Source organism: Enterococcus sp. DIV1444a (assembly GCF_051712125.1).
GTDB lineage: Bacteria > Bacillota > Bacilli > Lactobacillales > Enterococcaceae > Enterococcus > Enterococcus faecalis.
On sequence record NZ_JBIOOG010000001.1, the window covers coordinates 2,157,106 to 2,175,573 of the forward strand.

Annotated in this window: 19 protein-coding genes; all 19 read right to left on the bottom strand. The window is 38.6% G+C overall.

Going from position 1 to position 18,468, the window contains the following annotated elements:
• Positions 1-164: 164 nt before the first annotated feature.
• The 19 genes from IGI87_RS10295 to IGI87_RS10385 all read right to left on the bottom strand — a co-directional run bounded on the left by IGI87_RS10295 (position 165) and on the right by IGI87_RS10385 (position 18,457).
• On the bottom strand, positions 165-584 hold the full coding sequence (locus IGI87_RS10295; protein WP_002356559.1) for a F0F1 ATP synthase subunit epsilon: 420 nt from the start codon (positions 582-584) through the stop codon (positions 165-167).
• Between the two features lie 16 nt (positions 585-600).
• Positions 601-2,007 (bottom strand): F0F1 ATP synthase subunit beta, encoded by a 1,407-nt coding sequence (gene atpD, locus IGI87_RS10300; RefSeq protein ID WP_002356558.1) that lies wholly within the window; start codon positions 2,005-2,007, stop codon positions 601-603.
• A gap of 73 nt (positions 2,008-2,080) precedes the next feature.
• Positions 2,081-2,989 (bottom strand): F0F1 ATP synthase subunit gamma, encoded by a 909-nt coding sequence (locus IGI87_RS10305; RefSeq protein ID WP_002359606.1) that lies wholly within the window; start codon positions 2,987-2,989, stop codon positions 2,081-2,083.
• A 15-nt stretch (positions 2,990-3,004) separates the two neighbouring features.
• Complete coding sequence (atpA, locus tag IGI87_RS10310; protein ID WP_002356555.1) at positions 3,005-4,561, bottom strand: F0F1 ATP synthase subunit alpha; 1,557 nt, start codon at positions 4,559-4,561, stop codon at positions 3,005-3,007.
• A 28-nt stretch (positions 4,562-4,589) separates the two neighbouring features.
• Complete coding sequence (gene atpH / locus IGI87_RS10315) at positions 4,590-5,132, bottom strand: ATP synthase F1 subunit delta (protein WP_002356554.1); 543 nt, start codon at positions 5,130-5,132, stop codon at positions 4,590-4,592.
• The gene (gene atpF, locus IGI87_RS10320) at positions 5,119-5,649 is read right to left on the bottom strand and encodes a F0F1 ATP synthase subunit B (protein ID WP_002365031.1); all 531 of its coding nucleotides are present in this window, start codon (positions 5,647-5,649) and stop codon (positions 5,119-5,121) included. The genes atpH and atpF overlap by 14 nt, the downstream gene beginning before the upstream one ends.
• Before the next feature lie 137 nt (positions 5,650-5,786).
• Entirely contained in the window at positions 5,787-6,008 is a 222-nt protein-coding gene (atpE, locus tag IGI87_RS10325; protein ID WP_002356552.1) for an ATP synthase F0 subunit C, read from the bottom strand.
• Between the two features lie 48 nt (positions 6,009-6,056).
• Entirely contained in the window at positions 6,057-6,776 is a 720-nt protein-coding gene (gene atpB, locus IGI87_RS10330; protein ID WP_002356551.1) for a F0F1 ATP synthase subunit A, read from the bottom strand.
• 302 nt (positions 6,777-7,078) lie between these two features.
• A complete protein-coding gene (smpB, locus tag IGI87_RS10335; protein ID WP_002356550.1) occupies positions 7,079-7,543 on the bottom strand; it encodes an SsrA-binding protein SmpB in 465 nt (154 codons plus the stop codon).
• Between the two features lie 12 nt (positions 7,544-7,555).
• Positions 7,556-9,925 carry a ribonuclease R gene (gene rnr, locus IGI87_RS10340; RefSeq protein ID WP_438736943.1) on the bottom strand — a complete coding sequence of 790 codons (2,370 nt, stop codon included), beginning with the start codon at positions 9,923-9,925 and terminating at the stop codon, positions 7,556-7,558.
• The gene (locus tag IGI87_RS10345; RefSeq protein ID WP_438736945.1) at positions 9,925-10,698 is read right to left on the bottom strand and encodes an alpha/beta hydrolase; all 774 of its coding nucleotides are present in this window, start codon (positions 10,696-10,698) and stop codon (positions 9,925-9,927) included. Before IGI87_RS10345 ends, rnr begins: the two co-directional genes overlap by 1 nt.
• A 145-nt stretch (positions 10,699-10,843) precedes the next feature.
• On the bottom strand, positions 10,844-11,080 hold the full coding sequence (gene secG, locus IGI87_RS10350) for a preprotein translocase subunit SecG (protein ID WP_002356546.1): 237 nt from the start codon (positions 11,078-11,080) through the stop codon (positions 10,844-10,846).
• A 167-nt stretch (positions 11,081-11,247) separates the two neighbouring features.
• Positions 11,248-11,523 carry a GNAT family N-acetyltransferase gene (locus IGI87_RS10355; protein ID WP_104854921.1) on the bottom strand — a complete coding sequence of 92 codons (276 nt, stop codon included), beginning with the start codon at positions 11,521-11,523 and terminating at the stop codon, positions 11,248-11,250.
• Complete coding sequence (locus tag IGI87_RS10360; RefSeq protein WP_104854920.1) at positions 11,513-11,797, bottom strand: (4Fe-4S)-binding protein; 285 nt, start codon at positions 11,795-11,797, stop codon at positions 11,513-11,515. Before IGI87_RS10360 ends, IGI87_RS10355 begins: the two co-directional genes overlap by 11 nt.
• Positions 11,798-11,888: 91 nt before the next feature.
• The gene (locus IGI87_RS10365; RefSeq protein ID WP_438736947.1) at positions 11,889-13,718 is read right to left on the bottom strand and encodes a heavy metal translocating P-type ATPase; all 1,830 of its coding nucleotides are present in this window, start codon (positions 13,716-13,718) and stop codon (positions 11,889-11,891) included.
• Positions 13,719-13,888: 170 nt separating this feature from the next.
• A complete protein-coding gene (nadE, locus tag IGI87_RS10370; protein WP_104854918.1) occupies positions 13,889-14,716 on the bottom strand; it encodes an ammonia-dependent NAD(+) synthetase in 828 nt (275 codons plus the stop codon).
• Between the two features lie 2 nt (positions 14,717-14,718).
• Entirely contained in the window at positions 14,719-16,203 is a 1,485-nt protein-coding gene (locus IGI87_RS10375) for a nicotinate phosphoribosyltransferase (RefSeq protein ID WP_002356538.1), read from the bottom strand.
• A 77-nt stretch (positions 16,204-16,280) separates the two neighbouring features.
• A complete protein-coding gene (locus IGI87_RS10380) occupies positions 16,281-16,691 on the bottom strand; it encodes a GtrA family protein (protein WP_280210977.1) in 411 nt (136 codons plus the stop codon).
• A gap of 218 nt (positions 16,692-16,909) precedes the next feature.
• On the bottom strand, positions 16,910-18,457 hold the full coding sequence (locus IGI87_RS10385) for a glucosaminidase domain-containing protein (protein ID WP_438736950.1): 1,548 nt from the start codon (positions 18,455-18,457) through the stop codon (positions 16,910-16,912).
• Positions 18,458-18,468: the final 11 nt, after the last annotated feature.

The window sequence follows — 18,468 nt, forward strand, 5'->3', positions numbered from 1 at the left end:
TAGGAACATTTTATCACAAAATAATAAAAACCGATAATTAATCCACTTGAAATACCAAAAATTGACACTATTTATTAAAAAATACGAAGAAATAGAGTTTAAGGCACTGGCTCAATAGCGAGTGCCTTAAACTCTACAAAAGTGACTGAAACCTTCAGCCTTTTTTACCCATGTTTCGATACGTTGATCCGGTTGATTGCACGATGCAAAGCAACAGTCGCACGACGTAGTTGATCGCGGTCGTCTTTTGCTTTGGCTTCTTCAATTAAACGTTCTGCTCGTTGTTTTGCTCGTTCAGCACGAGGTACATCGATATCTCGTTCACGTTCGGCACTATCGGCAATAATAGAAACGACATTATCACGGACTTCCATGATACCACCATTTACAGCTACCCAGTCAACATGTGTATCTGAATCGGTCCGTTTAATGCGGACTTCATCAATCGCTAGCGGAACGATAATTGGCGCATGTTTTGGTAAAATACCAATTTCACCATCTGTTGTTTTCGCCACAACGATTTTTGCATGGTGGTCATAAACTAGACCATTAGGCGTTACTACATTCACAGTAAGACTATCCATTGTGTTTGCCGCCTTTCTAGTAGTTTAATTGTTTCGCTTTTTCGATGGCATCTTCAATTTTACCGACACTACGGAAGGCTTCTTCTGGCAGATTGTCATGTTTACCTTCAAGAATTTCTTTAAAGCCCCGAACTGTTTCCGCAACTGGTACATAAGAACCAGGTTGACCAGTAAATTGTTCAGCAACGTTAAAGTTTTGAGATAAGAAGAATTGAACACGGCGTGCCCGACCAACAAGTACTTTTTCGTCATCTGATAATTCGTCCATCCCTAAAATAGCGATGATATCTTGTAATTCACGGTAACGTTGTAAAATATGTTGTACTTCGGTAGCCACTTCGTAGTGTTCTTCTCCAACAATTTCAGGAGCCAAGGCACTAGAAGATGAAGCTAACGGATCTACCGCTGGATAAATCCCTTGTTCGGTTAATTTACGTTCCAAGTTAGTTGTTGCATCCAAATGGGCAAACGCTGTTGCTGGTGCCGGATCGGTATAGTCATCGGCTGGCACATAGATTGCTTGAATAGAGGTAATTGATCCTTTTTTCGTTGAAGTAATCCGTTCTTGTAATTGACCCATTTCAGTCGCTAATGTTGGTTGGTAACCAACGGCTGACGGCATCCGACCTAAAAGGGCAGAAACCTCTGAACCGGCTTGCGTGAAACGGAAAATGTTATCAATAAATAATAGCACATCTTGTCCTTCCACATCCCGGAAGTATTCAGCAATCGTTAACCCAGTTAAAGCCACACGCATCCGTGCACCGGGTGGTTCGTTCATTTGACCGAAAACCATGGCTGTTTTTTCAATAACGCCTGAATCTTTCATTTCATAGTACAGGTCGTTCCCTTCACGTGTCCGTTCACCAACACCAGTAAAGACGGAAATCCCTCCATGTTCTTGGGCAATATTATGAATTAATTCTTGGATTAAGACGGTTTTACCAACACCGGCACCACCGAAAAGTCCGACTTTACCACCTTTTAGATAAGGTGCTAATAAGTCAATAACTTTAATCCCTGTTTCTAAAATTTCATTACTGGTACTTAATTCATCAAATGCTGGGGCTTTTTTATGAATCCCACTACGTTCAGCATCTGCAGGGAATGGCGCTTCTAAGTCAATTGTGTCTCCTAAAACGTTAAACACACGACCCAATGTATCTTTACCAACAGGAACTGAAATTGATTTTCCTGTATCGATAACTTCCATTCCACGTTGTAAACCATCTGTCGATTCCATGGCGATAGAACGAATCACTCCATCACCTAGTTCTAAAGCGACTTCAAGTACTACTTTTTGTTTTGCTTCGCCATTTTTATAAACGACTAAAGCGTTGTTAATATCGGGTAAGGATTGATCTAATGAAAATTCCACGTCAACAACGGGACCGATTACTTGAACAATCTTTCCTGAACTCATAATTTCTTTCCTCCAGTCTTCATAAAGTCACACGCTTTGAACGTTTTTACAAACGTTCAAACGTAAGACTAGATTATTCTAGTGCAGCTGCACCAGCAACAATTTCTGTAATTTCTTGGGTAATCGCCCCTTGACGAGCACGGTTATAAGAAATTGTTAAATCGCTAATAATATTTTGCGCATTGTCAGTGGCTGTTTTCATGGCGGTCATCCCAGCAGCGTGTTCTGCTGTTTTCGCATCAATGATCGCCCCATAAATTAAGCTTTCTGCATATTGTGGTAATAATTGATCCAAGATTGCTTCAGGTGAAGGCTCTAAAAGATATTCTTGTTCGTAAGAGGTCGCCTCTGATGGATCTAAATCAGTAATTGGCAACATTTTTTCCACACGAAACTGACTCGTTAGTGAGTTAACGTGGTGATTATAACAAACATACAATTCATCAAACACTTCGTTTTGGTACATAGTCGTTGCAGTTGTCACAATCTTACGGACTTCTTCAAACGTTGGTTGATCCGTTAAGCCTCTTAGCTCATAGGAAACATCGATTCCGCGTGCTTTAAAGAAATCCGCCCCTGTACCACCAATGGCGATTAAGGCATATTCTTTATTAGAATCGTGGTCTTCTTGAATCATACTCATGGTTTGTTTTAAGATTGAGCTATTGTAGCCACCAACTAATCCTTTGTCAGAAGTGATAACGATATAGCCTGTTTTTTTGACAGGTCGTTGTGCTAACATCACATGATAGTTCCCTTCACTAAGAGAAGATTGTTCTGTTTCACGTAATTCACTTAACTGAGCAGCTACTAAATGCGTAACGACACTACGAATTTTTGAAGAATATTCTTGAAAGCTTTTAGAGGCGCCTTCTGACTTGGTCAATTTGGCTGCAGAAACCATTTGCATCGCTTTGGTAATTTGGCTTGTCTTTTTTGTTGATGCAATGCGTTGTTTGATTTCATTTAATGAAGCACCCAATGTTGCTCACCTCTCTTATGCGTTATCGATTTTTTCTAAAGCTTCTTTGGCTGAATCTCCGCTGTTGTTTGCCGCTGCAAACATTTCAGAAAACTCTGTAATTGCTGCATCTAATGCATCAGTATCTGGTAAGTCTTTCGTTGTGCGAATGGTTTCCAGTAAGTCTGCATGTTTGCCATCAAAATAATCGAATAAATCTTGTTCAAAGTGTAAAATTTTATCTACGCTCACGCTATCTAAAAACCCGTGTGTTAACGCATATAAAATTAAGACTTGTTTTTCTACAGGCAGTGGCGCATGTAGTTTTTGTTTTAAAATTTCTACCGTACGACGACCACGGTTTAATTTAGCTTGTGTTGCCGCATCTAAATCAGAGCCAAATTGTGTAAAGGCTTCTAACTCACGGTAACTAGCTAAGTCTAAACGAAGCGTTCCGGCAACTTTTTTCATTGCTTTGATTTGCGCTGATCCTCCGACACGAGAAACAGATAACCCAGCATCAACGGCTGGACGAGTCCCTGCATAGAACAAGTCGCTTTCTAAGAAAATTTGTCCATCAGTGATTGAAATAACGTTTGTTGGAATATAAGCAGAAATATCGCCTGCTTGTGTTTCAACGAATGGTAAAGCTGTCATTGAGCCGCCACCTAATTCATCACTTAATTTAGCTGCACGTTCTAATAAACGTGAGTGTAAATAGAAGACATCCCCTGGATAAGCTTCACGACCTGGTGGGCGGCGTAATAGTAGAGAAAGTTCACGATAAGCCACGGCTTGTTTTGATAAGTCATCAAAAATAATTAAGACATGTTTGCCGTTATACATGAATTCTTCACCCATTGCAGTTCCTGCATATGGTGCAATGTAAAGTAATGGTGCTGGTTGTGAAGCCCCTGCAGTCACAACGATTGTATAATCTAAAGCACCAAATTTCCGAAGTGTTTCTACTTGGTTACGAACAGTAGATTCTTTTTGACCAATCGCTACATAAATACAAATTACATCTTGTCCTTTTTGGTTAATAATTGTATCAATTGCAATCGATGTTTTCCCTGTTTTACGGTCTCCAATAACTAATTCCCGTTGTCCGCGACCAATTGGGACGAGGGCATCAATGGCTTTTAAGCCGGTTTGCATTGGTTCAGCAACAGATTGACGTTGCATAACACCGGGAGCTGTTGCTTCCACAGGACGTGTTTTGTCTGTTTTAATTTCGCCTAAACCATCTAATGGTTGACCTAATGGATTAACAACACGGCCAATCAAAGCTTCCCCAACGGGTACTTCCATGATTTTACCTGTACGTTGTACTTTATCTCCTTCACGAATGGTTTCAAAATCGCCAAGGATAATAATCCCTACATCATTTGTTTCTAAGTTTTGTGCCATTCCGTATGAACCGTTTGAAAACTCAACAAGTTCTCCACTCATGGCATTTTCTAAACCGTGGGCGCGGGCAATCCCGTCGCCGACGTAAGTGACTGTTCCAACTTCTTCAACAGCAAGCTGTTGTTGATAGTTTTCGATTTGTTCTTTAATCAAGGCACTGATTTCTTCTGCTTTGATAGCCATTCAATTCACCTCTTTGTAGTCCTAAAGATTATTTTAATAACTTCTGCTGCATATGTTCTAATTGTTTGCGGATGCTACCATCGATTACTTGATGGTTTGCTTCAATAACCACTCCGCCGACAATTGACGGGTCAATTAAATTGACTAAATGCGCTTGTTCATACCCTAATAATTGGGCAGCTTTTTCTTCCATTGCTTGATGTTGTTCTTTTGATAAAGGAATGGCTGTTGTCACTGAACCCAAAATTAGTCCTTGGTGCTCATCATAACGTCGTTCATATTCATCAATCATCAAGAGCAGATCGTACATGCGACGATATTCGTAAACCACGCGCAAAAAGTTTTGCATCATTTCACTAAAACCTGTTACTAGTTTTTCCATGATGCTGTCTTTTTCATAAGGTTCTAAGCGATCATCACTTAAAATATCGCCAATACCAGGTACTTGGTGATAGACTTCGCGAAGCGTCAATAATTCTTGATAAATTGCTTCAGCTTGGTTCTTTTCAACTGCCAACTCAAACAAAGCCTTGCCGTAGCGTTTACCAACTGTATATTTATCTAGTTTCATTTGCTTTACCTAAACTTTCAATATAAGAATCAATCAATGCTTCATGTGCATCTGGTGTTAATTCTTTATTTAAAATTTTGGCTGCAATTTGAAGAGAAAGATCTGCCACTTCATTTTTTACTGAAGACAATGCTTCTTCACGTTCTTGAGAAATATCTGTCCGAGCTTTTTCGCGTAAGCGAGTAACTTCCGCAGTTGTTTCTTTTAATGTTTTTTGGCGAGTCTGTTCTCCACTTTCTTTCGCGTTTTTAATAATTTCAGCTGCTTCTGATCTGGAAGAAAGTAATTGTTGTTGACGTTCTTTTTCCATTTTCGCTGCTGCTACGCGAGATTGTTCTGCAGAGTCTAAATCGTTGGCAATTTTTTCTTCACGTTGTGTCAAAATATCTACGATTGCTCCCCATGCATATTTCTTTAATAAGAGCATCAAGATTAAAAATGCACCACTGACAACAATCATCGTGCCTAGTGTGGTACTAGGAGCCGTTTCACCGACTACCAATGTAGTAAGTAGCATGAAGTCTCAACTTCCTTTCCTGCAAAAATCGATTTAGCTTCTTCAACTGCTTTATCACTAGCTATTGAAAAGGCTAAAGATAGAAGAAAGCAGTGACGGTCCCGATAATAATCAGCGTCCTGCCTCCATTTTATTGCTTATCTGAATAAAAGTAATAAAGAAACAACGACACCTAAAATTGGCACAGCTTCGATTAAAGCGACCCCGATAAACATTGTTGTTCTTAATTGACCAGACATTTCTGGTTGACGAGTCATTGACTCGATTGTTTTTGAAATAACTTGTCCGTTACCGATAGCGGCTCCGATAGCTGAACCGAAAATTGCAATTGCTGCTGCGATAAAATTTAATCCTTCCATTGTGTAAAATCCTCCTAAAAGATAATTTTTGTCTTTCGTATTTCTTGATTATTCTTCTGTTTCAATTTTGTGTGACATATAAACCATTGAAAGTGTCACAAAGATAAACGCTTGGATACATCCAATAAAGATTGAGAATGCTACCCAAATCATTTCTAGCGGAATTGCTAGTGGGATAACCCATAATCCGACGCTTGCTACGGTTCCAGCAATTAAGCCCAATAGAACTTCGCCGGCAAAAATGTTTCCGTACAAACGCAAGCCTAATGTTAATAGATTCGTGAATTCTTCCATTAATTTTACCGGTAGTAAGAAACCAACGGGTCTTAAATAACTATTAACTAGATAGCCTTTAAAACCAAAGCGTTTCATACCAAAGAAGTGTGTTAAGACAATCATCATCATCGCTAAAGTTAAGGTTACGATTGGATCGGCGGTTGGACTTTTCCAAACGCTAAGATCGTCGCCCACAACGATTTTTGTAACGAGACCCAAGATGTTTGAAACAAGCACAAACATGAACAGGGTAAACGCCATTAAATGAAAATTGCTCACTTCTTTACGAGGTAAATTGTCTGTAATGATTCCACGAATAAAATCCACTAACCATTCGATGACCGTTTGTTTGCCCTTAGGTCGTAGCTTCATATTTCTCGTACAAGCATAGACAAAGGCGAAAACAATGATACACGTCAACAGCACCATCAAAACAATGGTTCCATCAAACCAAATTGGTCCGATATTGAAGAGTAATTTCTTCTCTTCCAAATCAATTCACCTCTTTTCCAACAATCTTTCAGAAGTTTCATCCTACTCCTGAGTGATAATCCCTGGCAAAGCTATCGTACCACCACTTGTTGATAATTTACAAATAGTTTACTTTTAAAATTTCATGTGTTGAAAATTGGTTGGAAAACCTTTTCCATAAACCAATCTAATCCAGGGTGGTACTGCTTTCCGAAGCGATTAAAAAATGAATCATTTACATTCATTTACTCAACACTTACCAGATTTTACACCTAATCCGAAGAAAGGCAAGCAAATATGCGAAAAAGAATAAATTTACATTTTTAACGTCGGTTATTTTTTAATGTTCGGCTGATTTGTCGGTCAACTTCTTTACGTTTCAAGTCTTCACGCTTGTCGTACTGCTTTTTCCCTTTCGCTAAACCAATCAAAACTTTGGCATAGCCGTCTTTAATATAGACCTTCAAAGGCACTAATGTGATACCTGTATTTTTGGTTTCGCCGATTAACTTATTAATTTGTTTTTTGTGTAATAATAATTTTCTGGTACGTAATGGGTCATGATTAAAAATATTGCCCTGTTCATATGGACTAATATGAACATTATACAAAAAGGCTTCTCCGTTTCGAATTCGTGCAAAACCATCTTTTAAATTGATACGACCATTACGAATAGATTTGATTTCTGTTCCTTGTAAAACAAGCCCAGCTTCCACCGTATCGATAATTGAATAATCATGTCTAGCTTTGCGGTTTTGTGCAATTAATTTTCCTTCCCCTTTTGGCATAAGCGACCTCCTCTACTTCTTCTTTTTCCCTTTTTTATTCTTTTGTTTCATTGCTTCTTTATAAAAAGGTTGTTTTTTGCCTTTGCCTTTTTTCTTATTTTTCTTTTTCTGACCATCAAATGATTCATCTTTTTTATTTCTTCGTTGATTATTTGAACGATTTGAAGAATTGACTTTCCCTTTTTTACGTCCTTTTGGTCCTTCTACTGGCGCGACTTCTTCAGCTGAAATCAATTCAAAATCAACTTCTCTTGTTTCTGGATCAGCTTTTTCAACACGGATTTGAACTTTCTGACCAATTTTCAAAGTCATTCCCGTCCGTTCACCGACTAACGCCATATGATTTTCAATAAAGTGGAAATAATCTTGTTTTAAGTTGTTCACGTGAATTAAGCCTTCTATTGTATTAGGCAGTTCCACAAAGATACCAAATTTTGTGACTGAGCTGATGATTCCGTCATACGTTTCTCCCACTTTGTCTACCATAAATTCGGCTTTCTTCATGGCGTCCACTTCACGCTCTGCATCAACTGCGCGACGTTCCATATTTGAACTATGATTGGCAATTTCTGGTAATGCTTCATTCCATTTTTCTTGATTTTTTTCAGATTGATCTTGGCTATAGCTACGAATCAAACGATGGACAATTAAGTCTGGATAACGACGTATCGGTGAAGTAAAATGCGTATAATATTCAGCGGCCAACCCATAGTGTCCGTAGTTGTCTTCTGAGTATTTCGCTTGTTGCATACTTCTTAGCAACATCGTATTGATCACCACTTCTTCAGGTTTATTTTCAACTTGCTCTAAAACTTTTTGTAAATCTTTCGGTGAAATGTTTTCTTTTGTTCCTTTAACAAGAATGCCCAGTACTGCGGCAAAGTCAAAGAAACGTTGCATTTTTTCTTCTTTTGGTTGTTCATGAATCCGATAAATAAATGGCAGTTTTAAGTCATGATAATGACGCGCCACAGTTTCATTGGCTGCCAACATAAAGGATTCAATTAATCGCTCACCCACGCCACGCGTGCGTAAAAGAATATCTTGGGGATGACCATTTTCATCAACTAGGACTTTGGCTTCACGATCTTCAAAGGAAATCGCACCACGGCGCATACGCATCTCTTCTAATATATGGTGCAGCTCGCCCATCTCTTTAAACATGGGAACTAGCTCTTTGTAGCGTTCTAACGTTTCAGGTTTTTGCTCTTCTAAAATTTCATTGACTGCAGTATAAGTCATTCGTTCTGTTGTTTGGATTACACTTTGGAAAATATCATGCGAAATAACTTCTCCTTCTGGTGTAATTTCCATCTCACAACTCATGGTTAAACGTGGAACATGTGGGTTTAGCGAACAAATCCCATTTGATAATCGCTGAGGAATCATTGGTACAACACGGTCTGTCAAATAGACACTTGTGCCACGTTCATACGCTTCCATATCCAATTGGCTTCCTTCAGTTACATAATAAGAAACATCTGCAATATGCACTCCTAAAAAGAAATTGCCATTCGCCAACTTTTGTACCGTTACCGCATCATCTAAATCTTTCGCATCTTCTCCATCAATTGTCACAATCAACTGATCACGTAAATCACGACGACCAACTAAATCACTTTCTGCAATAGTTTCTGGTACTTGATCCGCTTCAGCCAAAACTTCATCAGGAAATGCTGTGGGAATTCCATGAGCCACCACGATTGATAAAATATCCATTCCTGGATCATTTTTATGACCGATCACTTGTTTGACTAGTCCTTCCATACTCGTTGGATATTCTTGATCTGGATAATAGGTAATTTCAGCAATGACAATACTGCCATCTACTGGTTTAATCCCTTCAGGTGCAATTGATACAGTATACTGATTCAATTTCTTATCTTTGGGAATCAGGTAGCCATACAGCCCCATTTCCGCCATTTCTTCTTCACTATATGCCACAAATTCTCCGACAACTTGGCTCACTGCTCGCTCTTTAATTTCTTTGACTTTACCTTCTGCGCCGCGATCTGAAAAAGGATCTGCATGTTGGATCACGTCGATTAAAACCGTATCCCCATCCATTGCAAAGTTCGTTGCCTCTTTCGGAATATAAACATCTGGTTCTTCCGGATCGATGGTCACGAAACCAAAGCCTCGTTCATTTGCACGAAACGTTCCTTCTATTAATAAGTCTTTCATTGGTAACAGGACTTTGCCTTTTTTGTTGAAACTAACTGACTTTTCTCGTTCCATTTGTGCAATGGTTTGCACTAAAATTTTAAAATCTGAACTTTTTTCTAAATTCAAGCCTTGGGCAATTTCTTCCATTGAAAAGCTTTTCTTTTTTTGGCTTTCCATGAAATGTAAAATTTGCTCTTTAATTGTTTGTTTTGTCATTATTTCTCCTCATTCCAAGGTAGTGTTGCTAAAAATTGCACCACATCTTGCTCTAATTGTTTATGTTCTCCACTCACCGTAATGACATGTCCGCTGTTTGGGTACCATTGTAAGGTCACACGCGCTTGCATTAGCGCTTGGGCCGTTTGGTAGACGCCCATCGGCTCAATCATTTCATCTTTGCCAGCTTGCGCTAAGAATAGGGGGGCGTGGATTTTGTTTAGTTTGTCAGCCGTCTGACTAGCAATCGTTTCAATCGTTCCTAATTGTTGTTTGACTCGTTGCTCAATCGATTGCAGCCGGCTTTGTTGTTCCTCTGCAGGAACTTCTGCGATTTTCATCACATTTTCTGCGTATAATACAAAATTTTCTGGGACTTTATTTTCGACAGGGTAGATAGGTGAACAGAAAAATCCACCACCAATTAATCCTGTTAATTGTTCCGTTAATGCATGCATACTGAAAATCCCGCCCATTGATAAACCAAAAATGGCAATTTCTTGGTAGCCTCTTTCTCTCAAAAAAGCGACTGCTTCTTGTGTATCTTGCCACCATTGTTCCGTGGTTTGATCTAAAATATCTTCAGGAACTAGCGTGCCATGTCCTGAAAAATTAGGCGAATAGACAGTATAGTTTTCTTTTTCTAAACGTCTGCTTAACATCCGTACATCATTACTGCTGCCAGAATAAGCGTGTAATAAAAGGACCGCCCGTTTTCCTTTTTCTGAAAATAACGGCTTCGGTAAATTGATTTTTTTTGCCACTTCGCTCACCTCAGCTTCATTCTATCATATTCTCAAAAGAAAACCTTCCGAAATGATAAGTTTCAAAGACTTTTTCAGAAAGAAAAAGAACAGAAAAATAAGTGTCCGCACTCATCTCTCTGTTCTAAACTTGTCATTTTAAAAGATTACGTACTTATTTTGAAGATAAGAACGCCAAAACAAATAATAAAATCATCCAAATTGCGCCAAGAACTGCTGTTGAGCGTTGCATAACAGCTTCAAAACCGCGCGCTTTTTGTTTCCCAAATAATTTATCTGCACCGCCAGTGAAGGCACTTGCTGCACTGTTTTGTTTGCTTGGTTGCATCATAACAGTAATGACGATTAAAACAGATAAAATGATGACCAACGTTAAGATTAGATTATACATGCGTTAATTCTCCTTTTTATACAAATATGCGAAATTCATCTACTTTAATGTAGCATATTTTATCTGTAAACACCAGCGAAATTTAATGTCTTTCCCTATTTGTCTCTAATAGCAACAGCCGCAAGTAGGAATCAGATTTCTACTTGCGGCTGTTGCTAGCTTCTTTTTTATTTTCTTAATACGTCTCCGTATTCAGGTTTAGTATCAAATTCTTTTTTGGCAAATGGGCATAGCGGGATAATTTTTTTATGTTCTTTTCTCGCTTTTTCAACACCGGCAAAAACAAGTTTTTCAGCTAATTTTTGTCCACGATAAGTTGGATCAACAAACGTATGATCAATAATCATCATGCTTTCGCCAGCATCCGACCAGGTCATTTCACCAATTTCTTGGTTTTCATCGTTATATAGAGCAAAACGATTGTTTTCTTCTTTAATTTGCATATTCGTTCCCTGCTTTCCGAATATATTTTAGAGCGCCACTTGGACATGAATCAACCACAATCATGTCATTTTCAACACTTCCATTATCTGGAATAATCCATGGTTTCCGACCAACTTCAAAGACTTCTGGATTGCCGCGAACACAATTACCAATATGTTCACAAATATCCTTATTATAAAAGATATCAATTCCTTCTCCAGTATATTTACGGTAGCCTTCTTCTAATAGTTGTTCTTCCGTGACCGGTTGCCCATCTATTTGGTTTCCTTTCATTGTACAATCTCTCCCCTGTAACTTACTAATATTAAAAACGTACCTTTATTTTATCACTAAGTTAGATATTCAGGCAATTAATTGTTCCGCCTTATTTGCCAATTCGGCGAGCACGTAAAGCGGATAAGATTGACACAGTGTCCACGACTTCTTGTAGCATAGCCCCAAATAGCGCCGGAATGATCCCTGTACTAGCAATTAGCATTAGTAAAACGCAGATAAAAATTCCGATTAACACAGATTGTTTCGCAATTTTCATGGTATCTTGGGCAATTCCGACCGCTTGGCTGACTTTACTTAAGTCATCTTTTAAAATAACAACGTCGGCAGTTTCACTAGCCGCAGTAGCTCCATGAGCGCCCATGGCAATGCCTACGTCTGCAGCAGCGAGCGAAGGTGCATCATTTACACCATCCCCGACCATGATGACCGGATGATTTTCTTTGGGCAATTCTTCTAAAATAGTTAATTTATCTTGTGGTAAACATTCCCCATGAACTTCGGTAATCCCCACTTCTGCAGCAATCGTTTCTGCGACAGATTCTTGATCTCCAGTCAGCATTAAAATTCGCTGAAGATGCATTTGTTGTAATTTTTCCATGGTCTCTTTTGCTTCTGGCCGTACCGTGTCCGTAAAAGTAATTCGACCTAAATATGTGCCATTACGTGAAATATGAATGGTCGTTTTATCAATTTTTTCAGTTGTTTCAGAGTCTTGTGTCACAAAATTCTTTTTGCCTACCCGTATCTCAGCGCCATCCACAAATGCCTTCACACCAGCACCAGAAACTTCCGCTAAATTTGTGATATTTTTCAATGGGACATCTTGCTTTCTGGCATAAGCAACAATTGATCTAGCTAAAATATGACTTGATTCTTGTTCCACGCTTGCTGCCAATCCCACTAATTCAGCAGCAGTTATTTCAGCATTGATTGGTTGGACTTGATCAACAGAAAGTTGTCCTTTCGTAATCGTACCCGTTTTATCAAACGCAATCGTTTTTGCAGAAGCTAATTTTTCGACCATCGTTCCCGATTTAATAACGACCCCATGACGACTTGAACGACCCATCCCTGCCACTAAAGCGATTGGGGCAGATAGAATCAAAGGACATGGCGAAGCAACGACTAAAACTTCCGCAAAACGTGTCGGACTTTTTGAAACAAACCAAGCAATACCTGCAATTAGATAGGAAACTAGCGTAAAAGGTACCGCATAACGATCTGCTAAACGTACAAAGTGAGCTGGACGTGCCGCAGATTCTTTCACTAAGTTCACAATTGTTTGATATTGACTGTCTGCTACAGTTTTTTCCGCAACCATTTTCAAAGAGCCATCACCATTCACGGAACCAGACATTAACTCGTCACCAGGATTTTTTTCAATTGGTTTTGATTCTCCTGTTAAGGAAGATTCATCAACTGTTGATGTCCCAGTTTTCACCAAGCCATCAACTGGAACTAGTTCCCCTGGTTTTACTACTAATTCATCGCCAACATTGATTTCCTCAACAGAAACATCTTCTAAATTTTCCCCATTCAAGCGATGGGCTTTTTGTGGCGAGTTATCCAATAACGACTTCAGCTCTTGGTTTGCTTTTCCGGCGGCATAGTCTTCTAATGAATCGCCACCAGTTAACATAATTAAAATCATCAAACTGGCCCAGTATTCTCCCACAGCTAAGGTTGCAACGATAGCGGTAATCGCTAAAATATCGACACCATATTTTCCTTCACGTAAGGTTTGAATCATTTCCCAGAACATCATTAACGCCATTACAGAACCTGTTATTAAAATAATGCCATACGCCCAATTTGGCTGCTGTAAAATAAATTCAAATAATAATGCAAAAACGCCTGTTATAATTGTAATCCCTAATTTGGTTACATGCTTCATCTCTTTTTCTCTCCCATCATTCACTTTACATTATTGAGCGTACCTTTTCTGTTTTGAAAAAGAAAGTGAAAACGCCTAAATGAAAACGACTTTCATTATCATAAAATAGTTGCTGTAGCAACGTTTACTTTCTGAAAAGTAGTTATGTAAAAAAAAACACAGACCATCGTTCATTCGCCGATGGTCTGTGTTGTTTATTTCCAAAAATCATCAAAAATTGTAATTGGTAAATGCCGTTTGTGTTGTCCTTTTTGATACCAGTTTTCAATTGTTTGTTGATCTGTTTCTGAGACTTTTTTGCCTTCCAAATAATCATCAATGGCATCATACGTGACACCTAAGGCAACTTCATCTGCAACTAACGGTTTGTCATCTTCTAGATCAGCTGTTGGTATTTTTAGATACAAGGCTTCTGGTGCCCCAAGTTCTTTCAACAAGGCTTTTCCTTGGCGCTTATTTAAACGAAATAACGGTAAAATATCCGCTCCGCCATCGCCATATTTGGTGAAGAAAGCTGTCACATTTTCGGCTGCGTGGTCTGTGCCAATTACTGCGCCAGCATTTTCGCCAGCTACTGCATATTGTGCAATCATACGTTGACGTGCTTTCATGTTCCCTTTATTAAAATCGCTAATTTGAACACCAGCGTTTTCTAGCGAACCAACCATTGCATCCACTGCGGGTTTAATATCCACTCGTAAAGAAACATCTGGCTGGATAAAGGCTAGCGCGGCTTGTGCATCAGCTTCATCTGCTTGCTCACCGTAAGGAAGGCGAATCGCAATAAATTGATACGACATATCTCCTGTTTCTTCGCGCATTTCAGTCATCGCTAATTGTGCTAAGCGCCCAGCCAATGTTGAATCTTGTCCGCCACTAATTCCCAAGACAAAGGTTTTTAAAAAAGGATGTTTAGTTAAATAAGCTTTCAGAAAATCAATACTTTTACGAACTTCTTCTTTTGGATCAATTGTCGGTAAAACACCTAACTCTTGAATGATTTTTTCTTGAAGTGTTGTCATTTCTAGGCCTCCTTATTCACCGTTTCCGTTAAATGTTTAACGTCTTTACGCACTTTTTCCAATAAATTCATTTTGTGGTTCCAACAATCTGTTGAAAGGTCCACTGGATATTTCTGCGGATTCAAGTCCCGCTTGTATTCTTCCCAAAGTGAATCTAAATTTTCTTTTGCATACTGTTTAATTTCATCTAAAGTTGGTAATTCGTACACACGTTTTCCTTCAACAAAAATGTCTTGGAGTACTGGCCGTGCCTCAAAATCACGGACATACTTATTAATAAAGGTATGCACGGGATGGAACATATAAATTTCTTCTTCTTGGCGAGGATCTTCGTTCCAAAGTGTCACATAGTCCCCTTCTGACTTTTTATCAGATTTACGTGTAATACGCCAGACTTGTTTTTTTCCTGGTGTTGTCACTTTTTCAGCATTGCTAGATAGTTTAATGGTATCTTTCATTTGACCATCTTCACCTTCAATTGAAACTAATTTAAACACCGCTCCTAACGCTGGTTGATCATAGGCGGTAATCAGCTTGGTGCCAACGCCCCAGACATCAATTTTTGATTTTTGCATTTTTAGATTCAAAATCGTATTTTCATCTAAATCGTTCGATGCATAAATTTTTGCTTCGGTAAAGCCAGCTTCGTCCAATTGTTCACGAACTCGTTTAGAAATATAAGCCATATCGCCACTATCAATCCGCACACCTAGGAAATTAATTTTATCACCCATTTCTCGAGCCACTCGAATTGCGCTTGGCACTCCCGCTTTCAAGGTATCATACGTATCCACAAGGAAAACACAATCCCGATGTGTTTTGGCATACGCCATGAATGCTTCATAATCATTTCCATACGACTGAACCAATGAATGGGCATGAGTTCCACTAACTGGAATACCAAAAATTTTACCGGCACGAACATTACTTGTCGCGTCCGCCCCACCAATATAGGCGGCTCTTGTGCCCCAAATGGCAGCATCTAATTCTTGGGCCCGGCGTGTTCCAAATTCCAATAAAGGATCATCGCCAATCACAGATTTAATTCGAGCCGCTTTTGTCGCAATTAATGTTTGGAAATTCACCATATTTAGCAAGGCAGTTTCTACCAATTGACATTGTGCCAAAGGACCTTCAATTTGAATTAGCGGTTCGTTATTAAAAACTAAATCCCCTTCTAAAGCAGAACGTACAGTACATTTAAATTCAAAATTCGCTAAATACGTCAAGAAATCTTCTGGGTATTCTTCAACTTCTCGGAGGTATGCAATATCAGATTCTGTGAACGTTAAATTTTCGAGATAATTGACTAAACGTTCTAAACCGGCAAAAATTGCGTAGCCATGATTAAAGGGCATCTCTCTAAAATAACATTCAAAAACAGCATGTAAATCTGCTCTCCCTAATTCCCAGTATGTTTGCATCATATTAATTTGATACATATCTGTATGCAATGTCAAACTATCATCTGCATATGTATAGTCCATCGTTTCCTACCTCTATTCTTTGTATTAAAAACTTGTTTATATTATAACAAAAAAATTTTTTTTAGCCTAAAATCTGCTTAGACCTCTTTTTCTTTAAAAATAAAAAATTTACTGAAGAAATAATTTAAAACTACTACTACAACTTGTGTAATCATTTTCGCCCAAAACGATGAAAAATGAATGCCATCAATTAGGAGAATCATTAAACCCATATCAGCCACAAAAGATAAAATTCGGTACCAATAAAATAAGCCCATTTCTTTAAAAAAACCAGCTATGCTTTCATGCTTACTTGCGAATACCCAATATTTGTTAGTGAAAAAGGCAAATAAAACAGATAAAAACCAACTAATTGCGTTACTTATCTTATAATCCATCCCTAACACGTTTTGACAAACAAAGAACACAACTAAGTTGACGACAGTCGTTGCACCACCAAAAAATAAATAAGCAAGTACTTCCCGGTATTTACGAAATAATTCTTTCAATTTTCACGCACCCTTTCAACTAATCATTTTATCAAACTTCGGCAAGAAAACCTATCTATTTTGTGTAAAGACACAATTCTCTTGCTAATTTTACTATTTATTAAACATTTATGAAAAACATAGTAAGAGTAGAGGGAAAGTTCATTCATGGATGAATTTTCCCTCTACTCTTCGTCTAATAACATATTGACTCCATTGACCGATAAGTTAAATCAGCGTTAGTCCTTTAGCTCAGGAAGTGCTATCCTTTGTCCTTCGATTAATAGAGAATACGTTAAGTCATTTGCCTGCTTAAGCGCGGTTAAGGAATAGTCAGTTTGTTTAGCAATTTTCGCAAGTGTCTCTCCTCTTTTTACTTCATGATACTCAGTAGACTCTGTTTTTGAGTCATTCGCTTTACCATTTGTTTGCTCTGCTGTCTTCAAAGCATTAGTCACCGATTTACTGATTATTAGTGATTGAAGTAACGCTTGTTCTTTCGGTTCTAGAGAAGTCGCCGCAGTTTGCTGAGGAATCGTGATCTTTTGGCCAATATAAAACATTTCTTGAGTCTTTGAATTTTGTTTTAAAATGGCTGTTGCTGACACACCAAACGTCTGGCTAATGGTGGCGAGAGAATCTCCTTTGCTTACTTCATAGACGACTGCTTCTTTTTTTAGCTGTGCCTTGACTGCTTCCTTATCAAACGAAGGTTTCTTTTCTTCTGCCAAATTAGTCACTACTGGTTTTTTCTTTTCTTGATCGTATTCAGTTAATTGATAGGTTTCAATCAACGCATTTAATTTTTTATCGTAATATGTATCCGTTGCATAACGACCTGTTAAAAATTTTGTTGCCTGCTGATAATTCGTCGTGTTTGCTTTCAAAACGCCGTGATAAAACGTCGGATTACCCGCCAGTCCATTGATGATTAATTTACTATAGTCTGTTAATGACTCTTTATAGGAAGGATACTGACGAAAATCGGCATGAATGGTGGTCATCTTCCCTTTACCATCATCTTCTTGTGTGGAAAAGCTGACACTTTGACCTTGATAAGCGCCTTTAATGCCAAACAAATTATAATTTGGCGCCGCCGCTAACGCACTATTGCCCGAGCCACTCTCTAAAATAGCTTGAGCTATCATGACAGAAGCGTATAGATTATGTCGCTGACCAATAACTCGTGCTTCTTCACCGATTTTTCTAATAAACTCAGAAATAGAAGCATTTTCTTGGACAACAAAATTTGCCTCAGCTTGTTGTTGAATGCCTGCTTGCTTTTCCTTTTCTTGGCTATTGTTCATCTCTGAATGTGCTATTGGCTCTTTGGTCTTTTCAGTTAATGTAGAATTTTGTGATTCCTGATTATGAGGCGGCTTTTCAGTGAGTGTTTTACGCTTTTCAGACGTTGGTTGCTCACTTTGTAACGATTCGGTTGGTTTAGTACTAGCAATTGTCTTTTCTTGTGGCGGTGAACTATTTTCAGGTTCTGAAGGTTTCATATTATTTTCCCGCTGGTCACTGCTGTCATTTTGTGTTGAACTTTCTTGTTGTTCAGACGAACTTATTATTGTTTCGTTCTCCGTTGAAGAAGTAAGGGTTCTTTGGTCTTGATTGACTTGGCCCGCTATTTTTTCTTCCAACACTAGCTGTCGGCTTCTGTCACTCGTTTCGATCTCTTCTTGAGCGATTAATGGTTCCGAATTGTAGTAACTGATGCCCACGTAAGTTCCTAAGACTCCAATATATACCAACTTCAAATATCTTGCCTTTCTTTTTTTCATTGCATTTCTCC

Bases quoted from the DNA above. Each gene is read 5' to 3' on its own strand.
- IGI87_RS10385 (WP_438736950.1), bottom strand. From the start codon at position 18,457: ATGAAAAAAAGAAAGGCAAGATATTTGAAGTTGGTATATATTGGAGTC.
- atpF (WP_002365031.1), bottom strand. From the start codon at position 5,649: ATGCTACTTACTACATTGGTAGTCGGTGAAACGGCTCCTAGTACCACA.
- IGI87_RS10355 (WP_104854921.1), bottom strand. From the start codon at position 11,523: ATGCAAATTAAAGAAGAAAACAATCGTTTTGCTCTATATAACGATGAA.
- IGI87_RS10375 (WP_002356538.1), bottom strand. From the start codon at position 16,203: ATGGACTATACATATGCAGATGATAGTTTGACATTGCATACAGATATG.
- rnr (WP_438736943.1), bottom strand. From the start codon at position 9,925: ATGACAAAACAAACAATTAAAGAGCAAATTTTACATTTCATGGAAAGC.
- IGI87_RS10295 (WP_002356559.1), bottom strand. From the start codon at position 584: ATGGATAGTCTTACTGTGAATGTAGTAACGCCTAATGGTCTAGTTTAT.
- atpE (WP_002356552.1), bottom strand. From the start codon at position 6,008: ATGGAAGGATTAAATTTTATCGCAGCAGCAATTGCAATTTTCGGTTCA.
- secG (WP_002356546.1), bottom strand. From the start codon at position 11,080: ATGTATAATCTAATCTTAACGTTGGTCATCATTTTATCTGTTTTAATC.
- atpA (WP_002356555.1), bottom strand. From the start codon at position 4,561: ATGGCTATCAAAGCAGAAGAAATCAGTGCCTTGATTAAAGAACAAATC.
- nadE (WP_104854918.1), bottom strand. From the start codon at position 14,716: ATGACAACACTTCAAGAAAAAATCATTCAAGAGTTAGGTGTTTTACCG.
- smpB (WP_002356550.1), bottom strand. From the start codon at position 7,543: ATGCCAAAAGGGGAAGGAAAATTAATTGCACAAAACCGCAAAGCTAGA.
- atpD (WP_002356558.1), bottom strand. From the start codon at position 2,007: ATGAGTTCAGGAAAGATTGTTCAAGTAATCGGTCCCGTTGTTGACGTG.
- atpH (WP_002356554.1), bottom strand. From the start codon at position 5,132: ATGAAACTAGATAAATATACAGTTGGTAAACGCTACGGCAAGGCTTTG.
- IGI87_RS10360 (WP_104854920.1), bottom strand. From the start codon at position 11,797: ATGAAAGGAAACCAAATAGATGGGCAACCGGTCACGGAAGAACAACTA.